The organism is Maribacter sedimenticola, assembly GCF_900188415.1.
Lineage (GTDB): Bacteria > Bacteroidota > Bacteroidia > Flavobacteriales > Flavobacteriaceae > Maribacter > Maribacter sedimenticola.
On record NZ_FZNV01000012.1, the window covers coordinates 21,658 to 38,624 of the forward strand.

At 38.8% G+C, this 16,967-nt stretch carries 12 protein-coding genes; 10 read left to right on the top strand and 2 right to left on the bottom strand.

Translation table 11 applies throughout. The features are described 5' to 3' along the window. Window positions 1–42: 42 nt before the first annotated feature. The gene (locus CHB68_RS18075; protein ID WP_394339893.1) at window positions 43–3,702 is read left to right on the top strand and encodes an efflux RND transporter permease subunit; all 3,660 of its coding nucleotides are present in this window, start codon (window positions 43–45) and stop codon (window positions 3,700–3,702) included. Then, window positions 3,702–5,414, top strand: a complete 1,713-nt coding sequence (locus CHB68_RS18080; RefSeq protein WP_089263287.1) for an efflux RND transporter periplasmic adaptor subunit — start codon at window positions 3,702–3,704, stop codon at window positions 5,412–5,414. The genes CHB68_RS18075 and CHB68_RS18080 overlap by 1 nt, the downstream gene beginning before the upstream one ends. 3 nt (window positions 5,415–5,417) lie before the next feature. On the opposite strand, the gene CHB68_RS18085 is transcribed toward CHB68_RS18080, so the two are convergent. Then, window positions 5,418–6,695, bottom strand: a complete 1,278-nt coding sequence (locus tag CHB68_RS18085) for a UDP-N-acetylmuramoyl-tripeptide--D-alanyl-D-alanine ligase (RefSeq protein ID WP_089263289.1) — start codon at window positions 6,693–6,695, stop codon at window positions 5,418–5,420. A gap of 67 nt (window positions 6,696–6,762) precedes the next feature. Beyond that, a complete protein-coding gene (gene gldJ / locus CHB68_RS18090) occupies window positions 6,763–8,430 on the bottom strand; it encodes a gliding motility lipoprotein GldJ (protein ID WP_089263292.1) in 1,668 nt (555 codons plus the stop codon). A 441-nt stretch (window positions 8,431–8,871) separates the two neighbouring features. Between gldJ and porV the strand changes: the two genes are divergently transcribed. The 8 genes from porV to CHB68_RS18130 all read left to right on the top strand — a co-directional run bounded on the left by porV (window position 8,872) and on the right by CHB68_RS18130 (window position 16,965). Beyond that, entirely contained in the window at window positions 8,872–10,020 is a 1,149-nt protein-coding gene (gene porV, locus CHB68_RS18095) for a type IX secretion system outer membrane channel protein PorV (protein WP_089263294.1), read from the top strand. 117 nt (window positions 10,021–10,137) lie between these two features. Beyond that, window positions 10,138–10,623 carry a cytidine deaminase gene (gene cdd, locus CHB68_RS18100; protein ID WP_089263296.1) on the top strand — a complete coding sequence of 162 codons (486 nt, stop codon included), beginning with the start codon at window positions 10,138–10,140 and terminating at the stop codon, window positions 10,621–10,623. A 192-nt stretch (window positions 10,624–10,815) separates the two neighbouring features. Continuing rightward, entirely contained in the window at window positions 10,816–11,814 is a 999-nt protein-coding gene (gene pdhA, locus CHB68_RS18105; RefSeq protein ID WP_089263298.1) for a pyruvate dehydrogenase (acetyl-transferring) E1 component subunit alpha, read from the top strand. A gap of 4 nt (window positions 11,815–11,818) precedes the next feature. Further along, window positions 11,819–13,471, top strand: coding sequence for a pyruvate dehydrogenase complex dihydrolipoamide acetyltransferase (locus CHB68_RS18110; RefSeq protein ID WP_089263300.1), 1,653 nt, complete (start codon window positions 11,819–11,821; stop codon window positions 13,469–13,471). Between the two features lie 81 nt (window positions 13,472–13,552). Further along, on the top strand, window positions 13,553–14,599 hold the full coding sequence (locus tag CHB68_RS18115; protein WP_089263302.1) for a M28 family metallopeptidase: 1,047 nt from the start codon (window positions 13,553–13,555) through the stop codon (window positions 14,597–14,599). Beyond that, window positions 14,599–15,279, top strand: a complete 681-nt coding sequence (locus tag CHB68_RS18120; RefSeq protein ID WP_089263304.1) for an SDR family oxidoreductase — start codon at window positions 14,599–14,601, stop codon at window positions 15,277–15,279. The genes CHB68_RS18115 and CHB68_RS18120 overlap by 1 nt, the downstream gene beginning before the upstream one ends. A gap of 2 nt (window positions 15,280–15,281) precedes the next feature. Beyond that, window positions 15,282–15,884: a SprT-like domain-containing protein gene (locus tag CHB68_RS18125; RefSeq protein ID WP_089263306.1), complete on the top strand. Its 603-nt coding sequence runs from the start codon at window positions 15,282–15,284 to the stop codon at window positions 15,882–15,884. A 1-nt stretch (window position 15,885) separates the two neighbouring features. After that, window positions 15,886–16,965, top strand: a complete 1,080-nt coding sequence (locus tag CHB68_RS18130; protein WP_089263308.1) for a mannose-1-phosphate guanylyltransferase — start codon at window positions 15,886–15,888, stop codon at window positions 16,963–16,965. Window positions 16,966–16,967: the final 2 nt, after the last annotated feature.

A 16,967-nucleotide genomic window follows, 5' to 3' on the forward strand; every position in this document is an offset into this window, starting at 1 on the left:
TAAGTTTAAACCTTTATGCTTAAAAACCTAATTAAATTTTTAGTGCAAAATAAACTCGTGGCCTTTGTGCTTTTAGTAGTGTTTTTGCTTTGGGGTTTAATTAGTGCACCGATCTATACGGACAATTGGTTAATAGGCTCTAATGCCGTCGCAGTAGATGCAATACCCAACTTGGGAGATAACCAACAAATTATTTTTACCGAGTGGGAAGGACAGTCCCCACAAGATATAGAGGACCAGATTACCTATCCGCTTACTACGAATCTTTTGGGATTGCCGGGGGTAAAATCTGTAAGGAGTTCTTCTATGTTCGGTTTTTCGACCATTTATCTTATATATGAAGATAATGTAGATTTTTATTGGGGTAGAAGTCGCATACTGGAGAAATTAAGCAGTTTACCTTCCAATTTGCTGCCAAAGAATGTAGTGCCCAAATTAGGGCCTGATGCTACTGCCCTTGGTCAACTTTTTTGGTATACTGTAGAAGGCAGGGATGAACAGGGAAATGTTACGGGTGGTTGGGACTTGCACGAGTTGAGAAAAGTTCAGGACTTTTATATTAAAAATGCTTTGTCCTCTGCCGAAAATGTTGCAGAGGTAGCCTCCATTGGTGGGCATGTTCAAGAGTATCAAATAGAGCTCAATCCTTTGTTAATGCGCCAATATCAAATTTCCCTTCAAGAAGTGGTAAGGGCCGTTGGTGAATCAAATAAAAATGTAGGTGCAAAAACTTTGGAAATCAATAATGCGGAATATTTGATTAGAGGCCTAGGTCTTATTGAAAATATTGAGGATATTGAAAATGCGGTCATAACGACCAATGATTATGTGCCACTTTCCATAAAAGATATTGCAGTTGTTTCATTGGGTCCAAAAGAACGAAGAGGTATTCTTGACAAGGAGGGAGCCGAGGTTGTTGGGGGAGTTGTTGTAAGTAGGTATGGAGCTAACCCGCAAAAGGTTATTGAGTCCGTTAAGGACAAGATTTCACAAATAGCAAAAGGCTTGCCATCTAAAATGCTTGAAGATGGCAGGATATCACAATTGACCATAGTGCCATTTTATGATCGCACAGAGCTGATAAAAAATACATTGGGCACCCTTAATTCTGCTCTAGCCATGGAAATTTTGATTGCAATCTTGGTCATTTTGGTAATGTTGAGAAATTTAAGGATTTCCTTAGTAATTTCCGGTTTATTGCCTGTGGCTGTACTTATGGTTTTTATAGTGATGAAGTTGTACAATGTTGAGGCTAATATTGTGGCACTTTCAGGTATAGCAATAGCCATTGGTACAATGGTAGATTTGGGTATAATTCTGTCAGAGAACATTGTTCAGAAAATTGAGAATAATCAGCAGGGGGCTGCTATTGATGATTTGGTCATTGAAGGGGTCAACGAAGTTTCTGGCGCCATAATTACGGCAGGTTTGACCACGATATTAAGCTTTATCCCTGTGTTTGTATTGACCGGTGAAGAGGGGCGATTGTTTACACCATTGGCATTTACTAAAACGACCGCACTTTTGGCCGCTATGTTTTTAGCCTTGTTTATTATACCCCCTATTATATCAAAATGGTACAGCGTAACCCATAAAAAATATGATATTGGAAGTCTAGGTTCCATAGGTTTGGGGCTTGTGGGGTTAGTAATGTGTATTTGGGGTTTTTGGATCGGAATAGCATTAATTGGTCTTGCGGTGTTGAAGTTATTGCAGGATTACAACAAAATAGCGAATGTGAATAGTGGAAAGTTAAGGTTAATTTGGCTGGTCGCATCTATAGTCTTGATACTGACTTATTATTGGAAGCCTCTTGGTTTTCAGGCTTATTTTGCTACTAACTTAGTTTTCGTAATCCTCTTTAGTTCACTTGTATTAGGTGGGCTTTATATATTTCATAGGTATTATGAGGTTATATTGGTTTGGGCTATGGAACATAAGACAATATTTCTGATCATACCTTTATCCATTTTAATTTTAGGGGCACTGACGTATAGTACCATTGGGAAGGAATTTATGCCAAAATTAAACGAAGGTTCATTTTTATTGATGCCGACATCTACTGCGCATACCGGAATATCGGAAAATAAAAGAATTTTACAACAGTTGGATATGGCCGTGGCAAGCATCCCAGAAATAGAAACGGTAGTTGGTAAGGCCGGCAGGGTTGATTCTGCATTGGACCCTGCACCATTATCTATGTTCGAGAATGTAATTCTATATAAACCGGAATTTATTTTGGATGATAAGGGAAGGCCCATTTCATTTTTGACAACCAAAGAGGGATTGTTCCAAACAAAGACAATGGGTGAAGTGACTTCTGGTTCCGGGGTGTCTGTTGATGAATTGATTGTGGACAAAAACGGGGCGTATTATAGAAACTGGAGACCTCACATTAGAAATGCAGATGATATTTGGGAGGAAATTGCCGCAGTGACCACATTGCCAGGTGTGACTTCTGCGCCCAAATTACAGCCAATAGAAACAAGATTGGTCATGTTGCAGACCGGTATGAGATCACCAATGGGGATTAAAATATTTGGGCCCAGTTTGGATGTGATAGAATCATTTGGACAAGTATTGGAAAATGAGCTCAAAAATATTGAAGCTATAGAAAGTGCTTCCGTATTTTCGGATAGAATTGTAGCTAAGCCATACATTAATGTTTTATTTAATAGAACCAAAGCAGCAAGATTTGGTTTAAGTATTAGTGGACTGCAGGAAATATTGGAGACGGCAATGGGCGGCAAGGTGTTGACCCAGACCATTGAAGGAAGGGAGCGGTTTGATGTTACATTACGTTATCCTAGGGATTATAGGGATGAACCTGAAGACATTGGCAATATACTGGTTGCACTACCAAGTGGTGGGAGTATACCTTTGTATCAAGTGGCAGATGTTCAATTTGAAAAGGGCCCGCAGGTCATCAAAAGTGAAAATGGCTTTTTAATGGCTTACGTACTTTTTGATAAAAAAGAGGGTTTTGCGGAAATTTCTGCTGTTGAACAGGCAAAGGAACAAATAGAATTTAAAATCAATAATGGGGAAATAATTGTGCCCAAAGGTGTAAATTATAAGTTTTCAGGTACTTATGAAAACAATGTTCATGCCGAGAAAACATTGTCTTTGATCATACCGTTGGTGTTATTGGCAATTTTGTTATTACTTTATGTACAATTTAGGTCATTGACAATTTCATTCATGATTTTTTCCGGAATTGCGGTAGCTTTTGCAGGAGGATTTATATTGTTGTGGTTTTATGGTCAAGATTGGTTTTTGAACCTAAATTTTCTGGGCCATGACCTTAGGGAAATCTTTAATGTTAAGACAATTAATATGAGCGTTGCGGTCTGGGTAGGGTTTATAGCTCTTTTTGGTATTGCAACAGATGATGGCGTGGTAATTGCAACATATCTTAAACAGAATTTTGAGGCTAATAAACCCGGTACTGTCAATGATATTAGAAATGCGGTCCTGGAAGCAGGGAAAAAAAGGATTAGACCTTGTTTAATGACTACGGCCACAACATTATTGGCATTGTTGCCGATAATTACGGCAAAAGGACATGGTAAGGATATTTTGATACCCATGGCCATTCCTAGTTTTGGTGGTATGCTGGTAGCTTTGGTGACGTTATTGATTGTTCCGGTACTCTATTGTTTATGGCAGGAACAAAAATTAAAAAATAGTGAAATTAGGTAATGGAAAATTTCAATACATACAAGAAATATGTCGTTTACCTTATGGTATTATTAGGGGGACTTTTGTTGGGCTATCTATTCTTTGGCCAAGCTAAACCCGCGGCAAATGACCATGTGCAGCATAATGAACAAAACAACTATACGTGTTCTATGCATCCTTCTGTGGTAAATGAAGGCAAGGGTATGTGCCCAATTTGTGGAATGGAGCTTGTGCCTATGGGTAATATGGACCAGATTACTAATGAATACCGGTTTACAATGAGCGAGAGGGCTATTTCCTTGGCCAATGTCCAGACCCATAAAATAATTTCAAATACTATGGGCGGTGAAGTGGTGCTTGCCGGGGAAATAGCTCTAAACGAAAATACAAATGCAACCCAGACTACTTTATTTGATGGTCGTATAGATAAACTTCATATTAAGTATGTTGGTGAATATGTTAAAAAAGGTCAAGAAATAGGCACTATTTACAGTCCAGAATTGTATTTGGCCCAGGATAAACTATTGACTTCATCTTCTTATAAGGATACACATGAGAAATTATATGCTGCAGCTAGAAATACCTTGGGACTGTGGAAATTGACCGATAAGCAGATAGATGATTTATTGAAATCTGGAAAACCTATTGTGAACTTTCCTTTGGTGGCAGATGTTTCTGGAACCGTAGTGGAGATTTTAGGCTCTGAGGGGTCTTATTATAAACAAGGGGATCCATTGTTCAAGGTTTCAAACTTATATTCGGTCTGGGCGGTTTTTCAAGCCTATGAAGACCAATTGCCATTACTTAAGATGGGACAGGAAATATTAATTAGTTCCGAAGCTTTTCCTTCTGAGCCAGTAGTGGCTAAAATATCTTTTATTGAACCGGTTTTGGACAAGGGCAAACGAATTGTTGCCGTAAGGGCCAATGTAGCAAATGGAAAAGGGCAATGGAAACCCGGTATGTTCATAAAAGGAAAGGTTAAAATAGAACATACAGATAAGCAAATGGTTATGGTTCCTAAGAGTGCGGTCTTATGGGCGGGTGAGCATTCTGTGGTATATACCAAGCCTAAATCCTCCAAGCCCATATTTGAAATGAGGGAAGTAAAATTAGGAGAGGCCATTGGTGATAGTTATGTGGTTTTTAAGGGACTGGAAATAGGAGAGGAAGTGGTTACCAATGGTGCATTTACAATTGATGCTGCCGCTCAATTACAGGGTAAAAAATCCATGCTGTACGCAAAGGAGACTTCTATGGAGCAAATGCCGGTAACTAGTGACAAGGGTGCAATATTTCCCAATGAAGTAAATGACCAAATTAAGATTGCACTGGGCACTTATTTCGAATTAAAAAATAATTTGGTGTCATCTAAAAGTTTGGATGCCCATAATAGTGCCAAGAAATTAGATGAACTATTGTTGCAAATAGAGGTAAGTGAGGGTAATGCCGAATTTCAATCAAACATGAAATTGGCAAAAAAAATGGTTAAGGAAATATTATCAGAAGAGAGTTTGGATCAAAAGCGTTTAGGCTTTAAAAAATTATCTAGCGCATTCACTTATTTAGCTGACCATGTACAAGGTTTTGGCGAACCCATTTATGTGCAGCATTGTCCAATGGCGGATAACAATACGGGTGCAGATTGGTTGAGCCTTGAAAAGGCAATTAGAAATCCGTATTTTGGGGATAAAATGCTGACATGCGGTTCTGTGACCAAAGTTCTGGATTAAAAATTATATATGGTCTAAAACCCGCTCTAAAGCCATCCCTCTTGACCCTTTAATAAGGATTGTTGATTTTTTCGGTACGGAATGTTCCGTTAGATATTGCTTTAACTCATCAAAATTCTTAAATTTTTTCAATGCGGTCTTTGTACGATAGAAATTTTCACCAACAAACATCACTTGGTCAAAATTCATTTGTTCGGTTATCTGTGCTACTGTTTGATGCTCCTCTTCGGCAGAGTTTCCTAATTCAAACATATCTCCCAATATAGTTATTTTGTTTGCCCTGTCTAATGTGTTGAAATTTTCCAATGCCGCTTTCATGCTTGTGGGATTGGCGTTATAAGCATCTAAAATTATATAGTGGTCCAGGTTTTCGATTATTTGGGAACGGTTGTTCTTAGGGGTATAGTTTTCAATAGACTGCTTAATTTTAGGAACATCAACATTAAAATATTTACCCATGATGACGGCGGCACAGCAGTTGTGGAAATTATATGATCCTATGAGATTAGAGGTTACCTCCGTATCATCGAACTTAAGACGAACAAAAGGCTGTGCGCCCAAGAATTCAATTTTATAGTAGGAGGAATTTTCCGTGCTGAAGCCGTATTTGCGGGTGTATGATTTTAATTTATTGAGCTGTATTGGATCATCAGCATTTAGAAATATGGATTTATCTTGTTTTATCAAATATTCATATAATTCGCTTTTACCTTTTATAACGCCATCAACGCCTCCAAAACCTTCTAAATGGGCTTTTCCAAAATTGGTTATATATCCAAAATCCGGCTGTGCTATATGACATAAAAAAGCTATTTCTTCTAAATGGTTGGCACCCATTTCTACAATAGCAAATTCTGTATCTGGTGTAATGGACAACAAAGTTAATGGAACACCAATATGATTGTTAAGGTTGCCTTTCGTTGCAACGGTTTTGTACGTGGAAGATAAAACGGCATTAATGAGCTCTTTGGTGGTGGTTTTTCCATTGCTACCGGTAAGACTGATTATTTTGGCCGAGCAAAATTTTCTATGGTAGTTGGCCAATTGCTGTAAGGTGGTAAGGCAATCGTCTACCAAAATAGTCCTGTCGTTTTGAATAAATTCCTCTTCATCCACGATGGCATAGCTGGCACCTTGTTCCAAGGCTTTTTTTGCATAGGTATTGCCATTGAAATTTTCACCTTTCAATGCAAAAAATATATCCCCTTTGTTAATATTTCTAGTGTCCGTACTTACTGATGGATACTTCAAAAAAACCGTATGTAACTCTTGAATATTCATAAAATCGAAGATATAAAAAAAGCCCTTTGTGAAAAGGGCTTTTAATAGTTATGATATGAACAAAATGTTATTTGGCTTTTTTACCTCTAACCGTTTTGTTCTTAGTCTTTGATTTTGAACCAACTCTAGACATTGCACATCTAAACCCTATATAGTCCGTTGCCATATATTGTGGCAAATACCTTCTTTGTGCAGGGTCTAACCAATATGCCCTATCTCTCCAAGAACCGCCTTTGTATACTCTAACTTCATCATTGATAAGCGTTGTTCTGTTGTTTGATGAGTCGTAACCTTTTATAAGGTTTCCGGCAGAGTCCCTGGCCACGGAGTGCTTTGGTGAGTTGTACATCTTTTTCTTGTCGTCCTGTTCCTCATCATCGCTAAACCTGTCATAGAACCTAGAAGAACCTGGGTCACCATCTCTATAACCTCTGTTGTCGCTTGATGAGAAGTTGGTTCTTAAATAAGTCTCTTCTTCGTCTACAGGAACCATTTTTATTTCTCCCGGAAGGTTAACGGCAATAACTTTTCCATTGGGCAGGGTATCAAAGGCAATGGAATCTTTTAAGACCTTGACTTTGCCATCTTCCCCTATGGCGCTTTTCATATAAATATTACCTCTATAATAGTTAAAATCGCTCACCTCGTCATCAACAATAGGTCTATAGACATCCGCAACCCACTCGGCCACATTACCTGCCATATCGTAAAGGCCTAAATCATTTGGTTTGTAGGACATAACTTCCGCCGTAATATCGGCACCATCGTCAGACCATCCTGCAATTCCGCCATAATCACCTTTACCTTGTTTAAAGTTGGCCAATTGATCTCCACGTCCTACGCGTTGTCCGTTACGAGTATAATCCCCTTCCCAAGGATATTTTTTTCTACCTCTATAGTTGTTGTATTCCCTTTGTCCAACTTGTGCCTGTGCAGCATATTCCCATTCCGTTTCTGTAGGAAGTCTGTATTCTGGCATTATGATACCACTACTTCTTTTTGCAAAAGCAGAAGTACTATCTTTTTTCATTTTACCTTGAAGCGAATCTATTTGACCATTATAAACAGATTCTGGCCTGTTTAAATATGCTTCTGTGCTAAAAGTGCCCTGAACTTCTCCGGTTGCGGCTTGGTATTTGGCATCTTCGGATAAATAACCTTCACGTTCCAACATAACTTCGTTTACACGGTCAGTTCTCCATTCTGCAAACTGTGTCGCCTGTATCCAGTTAACGCCTACCACAGGATATTCTGCATATGCCGGGTGTCTTAAGTAGTTGTTGGTCATGGTTTCGTTAAATCCTAACCTGTTTCTCCAAACCAAGGTATCCGGCAAAGCTCCCACATAAATATTGGTATATTTAGGATTTTCCGGAGGGTATACGCTTTTTAAATAGTCAAGATACTCAAGATACATTACATTGGTCACCTCTGTCTCATCCATGTAAAATGATTGTACATGTTGGGATGTTGGTGTGTTGTTCCAATCATGCATAACATCATCCTGTACCTTACCCTTGGTAAATGTGCCACCTTCAACAAATACTAATCCAGGAGCGGTTTCTTGTTCCTTGAAGTCTGTATTATATTGAAAACCACCTTCCTTGGCATTTATTTTCCAACCTGTAGCTCTAGACGTATTTTTGGACGATGAAGATTTAGAACAGCTGTTAACCGTTAATCCCCCAACGATAACAATGCATGAGAGTACAACTTTTATTAAACGTTTTTTCATAATTAGGACTTGAGTTCAATTTTTTATAAGTTATAGTAGTTTGGCTTCTATTCCTTATAATACTAAGTTTTCTTTTAATTTGTTTGTCACTTTCGCTCAATAGAACGGTGTTTTTATAAGATTATTTTACAATTCAAAATAATTTAAATGATTCTATCACCGTCCCGTTTACGCAAAATGGGCTTACTTAGTTATCTTAACGGACAAATAAACTAAATAGTATGGTTTAGGGCATTTCTTTTAGAGCTGATCGCCGCGCCTGCGAATTTCTTATTTTAGAAGTGTTGGTGCTGCTTTGATTTAACCTATTCTTCATTTTTTCTAATAAAAAACTAGATAACAATACAAGATAACGGTAAAAAGTCCGTTTTCATGTAAAATATTAGGGGTGATTATATTTTATAAGGTATATTTCGCTCCTATTTTAAAGATGTAATTCCAATGAGAAAAATCTCAATAATTTTCTTTGTACTTGTAATCGGGAAAATTGCGGCCCAGAATGACCAACGTGTTATTACTACCGCTGTACCATTTCTTACTATAGCTGCCGATGCAAGGTCTGCCGGTATGGGTGATATGGGGGTTGCAACTTCTACCGATGCTTTTTCTCAGCAATGGAATCCTGCAAAATTTGCATTTGCCGAGCGTAAAATGGGTATTGGGGTAAGTTATACCCCGTATTTGGAGAGTATTATTACGGATATATCGTTATTGAATGCCAGTTATTTTAATAAGTTGAACGAACAAAGTGCGTTTGCGGTAAGTTTGCGCTACTTCACTTTGGGCGAGATAGAATTAAGGCAGTTTGCCAATGACCCCGGTACTATTGCCAAACCAAATGAGTTGGCTCTAGATGGTTCATATTCCTTAAAGTTAAGCCCTACGTTCTCTATGGCGGTGGCCGGTAGATATATCAGGTCAAATTTGAAATTACCACAAAACGGGTCTGAGGATTCGCAGGCGGCAGGTTCGTTTGCTGTAGACGTGGCCGGTTTTTATAGGTCTAGGGAAATAGCTTACAATAATTTTGATGGTCGATGGAGGGCAGGATTCAATCTTTCCAACATTGGAGGAAAAATTCAATATGATGCGGGTGGACAGGAAAATTTCTTGCCAAGTAACCTAAGGTTTGGAGGCGGATTTGATTTCATCTTGGATCAGGATAACGTTGTAGGGTTAACTGCGGAATTCAGCAAGCTTCTTGTGCCAACGCCCCAGGATTTTGATAATGATGGCGATGTGGATGCGGAAGACAATGATATCTACCAAAATGAAAGTGGCTTTAGTGGTATATTCAACTCTTTTACTGATGCCCCGGACGGATTCAGTGAGGAGCTAAAGGAATTTACATGGTCCTTAGGTGCAGAATATACCTATCAAGATTCATTTATGTTCAGAACGGGATATTTCAACGAAAGTGAGGATAAGGGTTCCCGAAAATTCTTTACATTGGGTGCGGGCTTTAAATTTAATTCTGCCCAAATAGATTTATCGTATCTTTTCTCTACCTCTCAGGTAAGGAATCCTTTGGAGAACACGTTAAGGTTTTCCTTGACCTTTAATTTAGGGGAGGAGTTTTACAATGATTAAAAGTTCTATTTTATAAAGAAAAAAAACCTGCCTTGTGCAGGTTTTTTTATTTGAGCCATTCGGGTTCAAAATATGTAAATTAGCCTATTGGTTACTAAATGACCCTAACAATTTAAGATGGCGGAACGTAAAAAAATAAATATCGAGGTAACGGTTCATGAAAATGTCGAGGAATTGAATGAATCGTTTAAGACCTTAATGTCCTCGGCTATAAATGCAAGAAAAAAGGCCTATGCACCTTATTCCAAATTTTCGGTAGGTGCTGCGGTATTAATGGAGAACAATGAAATTATTGAAGGGAACAATCAAGAAAATGCCTGCTATCCGGCCGGTTTATGTGCTGAGCGTGTAGCAATATTCTATGCTGGGGCCAAATATCCTGAAATGCGTATTAGGGCCATAGCAATATCTGCCGCGGCATTGGACCATGGTGTCAATGAGCCCGTTGCGCCTTGTGGTTGCTGCAGGCAGGCCATATCGGAATATGAGTTTAAACAATCGGAACCTATTAAACTGTTGTTTATGGGTGAGACGGGCAAGGTCATTATGTGTAATTCCGTAGCGGACCTTTTGCCACTGGGGTTCAATAGTAGCTATCTATAATACGTGCTGTAAAACACCTTCCATAAAATAACCACGTTCTTTATTGTTTTTGTTAAGCATATAATTTCGTAATTCATTTGCTTCTATTATTTTTATCGATTCATTTATATGTGTATTTTTGCCCCTCTGCGAGACATTGGTCAAGCTTACCATATGAATCTCAGGGAATTTTAAAACCTTTAGTTAAAATTGATGAAAAAAATCACCAAGGAAACGTATTTGAAATGGTATGAGGACATGCTATTTTGGAGGAAATTTGAGGATAAATTGGCCGCTGTTTATATTCAGCAGAAGGTAAGAGGATTTCTTCATTTGTATAATGGTCAAGAAGCTGTTTTGGCTGGCGCCCTACATGCAATGGACCTTACCAAGGATCGTATGATCACTGCATATAGAAACCATGTGCAGCCAATTGGTATGGGTGTGGATCCCAAACGTGTAATGGCGGAATTATATGGTAAAGTAACAGGGACATCCAAAGGTATGGGTGGTTCTATGCACATATTTTCAAAAGAACATCGTTTTCACGGAGGGCATGGTATCGTAGGAGGTCAGATTCCTTTAGGTGCCGGTATGGCCTTTGGCGACAAGTATGCCGGTAGGGATAATGTTACCTTGTGTTATATGGGAGACGGCGCCGTAAGGCAAGGTTCTTTACATGAAACGTTCAATTTAGCTATGTTATGGCAATTGCCAGTGGTATTCGTTTGTGAGAACAATGGTTATGCCATGGGTACATCAGTTGAACGTACATCGTTCTCTACGGAAATTTGGAAACTTGGTTTGGGCTATGAAATGCCATGTGGCCCTGTGGATGGTATGAATCCTGTAACGGTTGCCCAAGAAATGAGCAAGGCAATAGAAAGAGCAAGAAGTGGTGGCGGTCCAACATTTTTGGAAATGAAGACTTACCGTTATAGAGGTCATTCCATGTCAGATGCCCAACATTATAGAACTAAGGATGAGGTTGCGGAATACAAGAAAATAGACCCAATTACCCAGGTATTGGATATTATAAAGGAAAACGAATACGCAACAGATAAGGAAATCAAGGAAATTGACAAAAGGGTCAAGGATTTGGTTAAGGAATGCGAAAAGTTTGCAGAAGAGTCAGATTATCCACCAGTAAACCAATTGTATGATATGGTTTACGAACAAGAGGATTTTCCATTTGTTCAACATAAAATATAATTAAATGGCTATAGTAGTAAATATGCCCCGTTTAAGCGATACCATGGAAGAGGGTACCGTAGCTAAATGGTTAAAAAGCGTAGGAGATAAAGTTGAAGAAGGCGATATATTGGCAGAAATCGAAACCGATAAGGCTACGATGGAATTTGAATCCTTCAATGAAGGTACTTTGTTGCATATTGGGATTCCGGAAGGCGACACTGCACCTGTGGACAGTCTTTTGGCCATCATAGGTGATGAAGGTGAGGATATTTCTTCTTTGTTGAACGGTAGTGGCACATCTGCACCGGCCTCTGAAACTACTGGTGATACTGCATCTGAAGATGAAGATCAAATGGAGGTTTCCGAAGATACGGAGCAAGGCGGTGGTGAAATTCCGGAAGGAGTGGAAATTGTAAAGATGCCCCGTTTAAGTGATACCATGGAGGAAGGTACCGTGGCAAGTTGGTTAAAGCAGGTAGGTGATGATGTAGAAGAAGGTGATATTCTTGCAGAGATAGAAACGGATAAAGCTACTATGGAGTTTGAGTCATTTTATAGTGGTAAGTTGCTATATATAGGTATTCAAGAAGGTGAATCTTCCCCTGTAGATGCTGTTTTGGCTATTATAGGTCCTGAAGGTACGGATGTAGATGCCGTTTTGAACAATAAGTCCAGTGCAGGGAAGAAAAGTACCGCGACGAGTTCGGTTAAAGAAGAAAGTAAGCCGGCCCAAGCGGATACCAAAAAAGAGGATACAAAATCGGTTGCTGATGGGGAACGAATTTTTGCATCTCCCTTGGCAAAAAAGATTGCTGCCGATAAAGGTATAGATTTGGCCAAAGTTACCGGATCCGGTGATAATGGAAGGATTATTAAAAAAGATATAGAGAATTATACTCCAAGTACTGCTGCTGCACCTGTAGCGGCATCTACTGGAAAAGCGGAAACCGCTGTTGCATCTCAACCAGTCTCCATGGCATTGCCATCTGGGGAAGAAGGTACGGAAGAGGTTAAGAATTCCAATATGCGTAAGGCGATTGCCAAGGCCTTGGGTAATTCAAAGTTCAGTGCCCCACACTTTTACCTTACAATTGAGGTTGATATGGACAATGCCAAAGCGTCCAGGGCACAGATCAATAGTCTGCCAGATACCAAGGTGTCTTTCAATGATATGGTTTTAAAGGCCTGTGCTATGGCGCTGAAGAAACATCCTCAAGTAAACACTACTTGGAACGGTGACACTACAACGTATAATAAGCATATTCATATGGGTGTAGCGGTTGCAGTGGATGAAGGCTTAGTAGTACCCGTGGTAAAACACTGTGATCTTTTGGGACTTACCCAAATTGGTGCGGCCGTTAAGGATTTAGCAGGAAAAGCACGTAGTAAGAAAATAGCTCCCGCAGAAATGCAGGGAAGTACGTTTACAGTATCTAACTTGGGAATGTTCGGTATTCTAGAATTTACAAGTATCATTAATCAACCTAACTCGGCAATATTGTCGGTAGGAGCAATTGTTGAAAAACCAGTAGTAAAAAATGGTGAGATTGTAGTGGGCAGTACCATGAAATTGACCCTTGCTTGTGATCATAGAACTGTTGATGGTGCTGTAGGGGCACAATTCCTTCAGACATTAAAGTCATATGTTGAGAATCCGGTGACAATGCTTGCCTAGGAATCTTCAATAAATAGAATTATGAAAGCATCCTTTTAACGGGATGCTTTTTTTTATCTTTAGAATCTAAATGATAGTAATATGAAATATATAATTGTGGTACTTATTGGTTTAACGGTCTTAAGTTGTGGAAACGCCAAGATAGACCAGTCCACGGTACTTAATCCTACCAATAATCCTAAAGGGGTACAGGGATCCGTGTCTCAAGGTGCGGAGAATGTTCCTACTGCGGTAAATACTATACAATCCAAGACCGGTGTCGCTACAAGTTCTGATGATATAGAAAAAACAATGGTTTTTTTAACTTCTGATGAATTACAGGGTAGAGATACCGGTAGCGAAGGTATAGGGAAAGCGGCCAGTTTTATTGAGGATGTTTTTGAGGAGAACAATGTTGCGCCATATTATTCTACCTATAAGGATACTTTAAGTAATTATAGTGACGGTATAGCCTATAATATAGTTGGGGTTGTGCCGGGCACTGATCCTGCACTCAAGAACGAATATGTAATTATAGGTGCGCACTATGATCATATAGGTTTGATCAATGCCGTTGCTGCCGACAATATCGCCAATGGGGCCAATGATAACGCATCAGGTACAACTGCAGTCATTGAGTTTGCTAAATATTTTGGTGGAATAAATAATAATAAGCGGAGTATACTATTTGCATTATTTTCTGCGGAAGAGAAAGGGTTGCTGGGTTCCAAGCATTTGGCACAAAAATTAAAGCAGGAAAATTTAAATGTATATGTAATGTTGAATTTTGAAATGATTGGGGTGCCCATGCTCAATAAAGATCACGATTTATATCTTACAGGTTATGAGCAGTCCAATTTAGCGGAAATCAGCAATGTTCATGCCGGTAAGAATTTTGTAGGTTTTCTACCAAAGGCCAAAGAGTTTAATTTGTTTAGAAGGTCGGATAATGCACCGTTCCATGATGAGTTCAATGTGCCTTCGCAAACGTATAGTTCATTTGACTTTACTAATTTTGGGGAATATCATAAAGTTGGGGATGAAGCACATTTAATGGATTTTGAACATATGTCATCGATAATCAATGATGCAAAACCTATGTTAGAGGGCATTATCAATGCACCTATAAAAGAAGTAAAATACGAGTAATGGACTACATTATTGTAACAGGTACCAGCAGGGGCATTGGCTATGAGTTATGCAAGTTATTGGCCGCTAAAGGTAATATGGTATTGGCCCTTTCAAGAAATGAACGGCCAATTAAGGAACTTGGGAATAAGAATATAGAAACATTCCCTTTTGATGTTTCCTCTGCAACGGACAGGGAACATTTATATTCCTTCTTAAAAGAAAGGAATGCCAATGTCATTGCCCTTGTCAATAATGCGGGAAAATTGGTCAATAAACCTTTTTTGGAAACTACGGAAGCAGAATTTAAATCGGTCTATGAGGTCAATGTCTTTGGAGTGGCGGAAATGATAAAGTTGGTCTTGCCCTTCATGGATAATAGAGGCCATGTGGTTACCATTAGTTCAATGGGCGGTATTCAAGGTAGTGCCAAGTTTGCAGGGTTGGCGGCATATAGTTCAAGTAAAGGTGCGGTTTTGACTTTGACGGAATTACTTGCGGAAGAATTTAAGGAAACGGGGCCTTCTTTCAATGCGCTGGCATTGGGAGCGGTACAGACCGAGATGTTGGAAGAAGCTTTTCCAGGATATAAAGCACCGGTAACAGCGGTAGAAATGGCCGAGTATGTTATGAATTTTACTTTGACTGATCATAAACTATATAATGGAAAAATTTTACAGGTAAGTAGTAGTACACCTTAAATATGCATCAAACTTTAGCCAAATATCTGCCGGAATCTGCAGTAATTCCATGTTTTGAGCTTATAAAGGTAACGCACGTACATTTAAAGATCGTAAATGAACGGGTAACACGGCATGGGGATTATAGAAGAAGGAAAGATGGGCATCATCAAATAACAGTAAACGCATCATTAAATAAATATAGGTTCTTAATAACGCTCATTCATGAAATTGCGCACTTGGTCGCATTTGAAAAATATGGTCGATCAATAAAGCCACATGGTGTGGAATGGAAAAAAACTTTTCAACATTTAATGTTGCCGTTTATAAGGCCCGAAGTGTTTCCTGCACAGGTGTTACCGTTGATTGCAAGACATTTTAAGAACCCAAAAGCAAGTAGTAGTACAGACGCCCACTTGTCTATTGCATTAAAGCAATATGACGAGCAACAATCAGATAAAAATTACGTTTACGAATTACCAATAGGTAGCGTTTTTAGAATTTATAACGGAAAAATTTTTAAAAAGGGAAACAAACGTACCAAGCGCTATGAATGTATAGAAATGGCTTCTGGCAGAATGTTTTTATTTCAGCCCAATGCCGAAGTGGAATTAATAAAAAGTTAATATGAACAAAGATTATTATGCCGTATTGATGGCAGGTGGAGTGGGGTCAAGGTTTTGGCCAATAAGTACGAGTGATAACCCAAAACAATTTCATGATATGCTGGGTACGGGCAGTACCTTGATCCAGAAAACATTTCAACGTTTAAACAAGTTTGTACCTACGGAGAATATTTTAATTCTGACCAACGAGCGTTATAATGATTTGGTATTGGAGCAGTTGCCAATGGTAAAGCAAGACCAGGTAGTATTGGAGCCTGCAATGAGAAATACGGCCCCCTGTATTTTGTATGCGGCAATGAAAATCCAAAAAATGAATGAAAATGCGGTAATGATCGTAGCGCCAAGTGATCACTGGATAGAAGATGAGGAAGCATTTGCAAAAGATGTTACAGCATGTTTTGAAAAATGCAAGACAGAGAATGTATTATGTACGTTAGGAATAAAACCATCTTTTCCTAATACAGGGTTTGGATATATTGAATTTGATAAATCTGATCAGTCCCAAATTAAAAAAGTAGATCAGTTTAGGGAAAAACCGGACTATGAAACTGCAAAGGAATTTTTGGCCCAAGGAAACTTTTTGTGGAATGCCGGGATATTTATGTGGAGTGTAAAGACCATAGTACAAGCTTTTCAGAACTATCAGCCCAAACAGCACCAATTGTTTCTCGATGGTTTTTCGACATATAATACAAGTGGTGAGCGTGAATTTATTGCCAATACTTATCCAAGTGCCGAAAATATTTCCATTGACTACGCTATTTTGGAAAATTCAGATGCCATCTTCGTTTTGGAAGCCACATTTGATTGGAACGATTTAGGAACATGGGGTTCGTTATATGATAAGCTTGATAAGAACCAAGACAATAATGCTGTTGTCAACGCTAAAGTGTTGACGCAAGACGCCAATGGCAATATGATTAGGTCTAAAGCAGGAAAAGTGGTTGTAGTAGATGGACTAGATGATTATATTATAGTGGATAAGGATGAAGTTTTGTTAATTTATCCAAAAGCCAAGGAACAGGATATTAAACAAGTGCTCAATAAGGTCAAGGAAACCTTTGGAGAAGAATATGCTTAATT

Coding starts and splice junctions, on each gene's coding strand:
- cdd (WP_089263296.1), top strand. CDS start 10,138: ATGGCGGAACGTAAAAAAATAAATATCGAGGTAACGGTTCATGAAAAT.
- pdhA (WP_089263298.1), top strand. CDS start 10,816: ATGAAAAAAATCACCAAGGAAACGTATTTGAAATGGTATGAGGACATG.
- CHB68_RS18120 (WP_089263304.1), top strand. CDS start 14,599: ATGGACTACATTATTGTAACAGGTACCAGCAGGGGCATTGGCTATGAG.
- CHB68_RS18110 (WP_089263300.1), top strand. CDS start 11,819: ATGGCTATAGTAGTAAATATGCCCCGTTTAAGCGATACCATGGAAGAG.
- CHB68_RS18115 (WP_089263302.1), top strand. CDS start 13,553: ATGAAATATATAATTGTGGTACTTATTGGTTTAACGGTCTTAAGTTGT.
- porV (WP_089263294.1), top strand. CDS start 8,872: ATGAGAAAAATCTCAATAATTTTCTTTGTACTTGTAATCGGGAAAATT.
- CHB68_RS18125 (WP_089263306.1), top strand. CDS start 15,282: ATGCATCAAACTTTAGCCAAATATCTGCCGGAATCTGCAGTAATTCCA.
- gldJ (WP_089263292.1), bottom strand. CDS start 8,430: ATGAAAAAACGTTTAATAAAAGTTGTACTCTCATGCATTGTTATCGTT.
- CHB68_RS18080 (WP_089263287.1), top strand. CDS start 3,702: ATGGAAAATTTCAATACATACAAGAAATATGTCGTTTACCTTATGGTA.
- CHB68_RS18085 (WP_089263289.1), bottom strand. CDS start 6,695: ATGAATATTCAAGAGTTACATACGGTTTTTTTGAAGTATCCATCAGTA.
- CHB68_RS18130 (WP_089263308.1), top strand. CDS start 15,886: ATGAACAAAGATTATTATGCCGTATTGATGGCAGGTGGAGTGGGGTCA.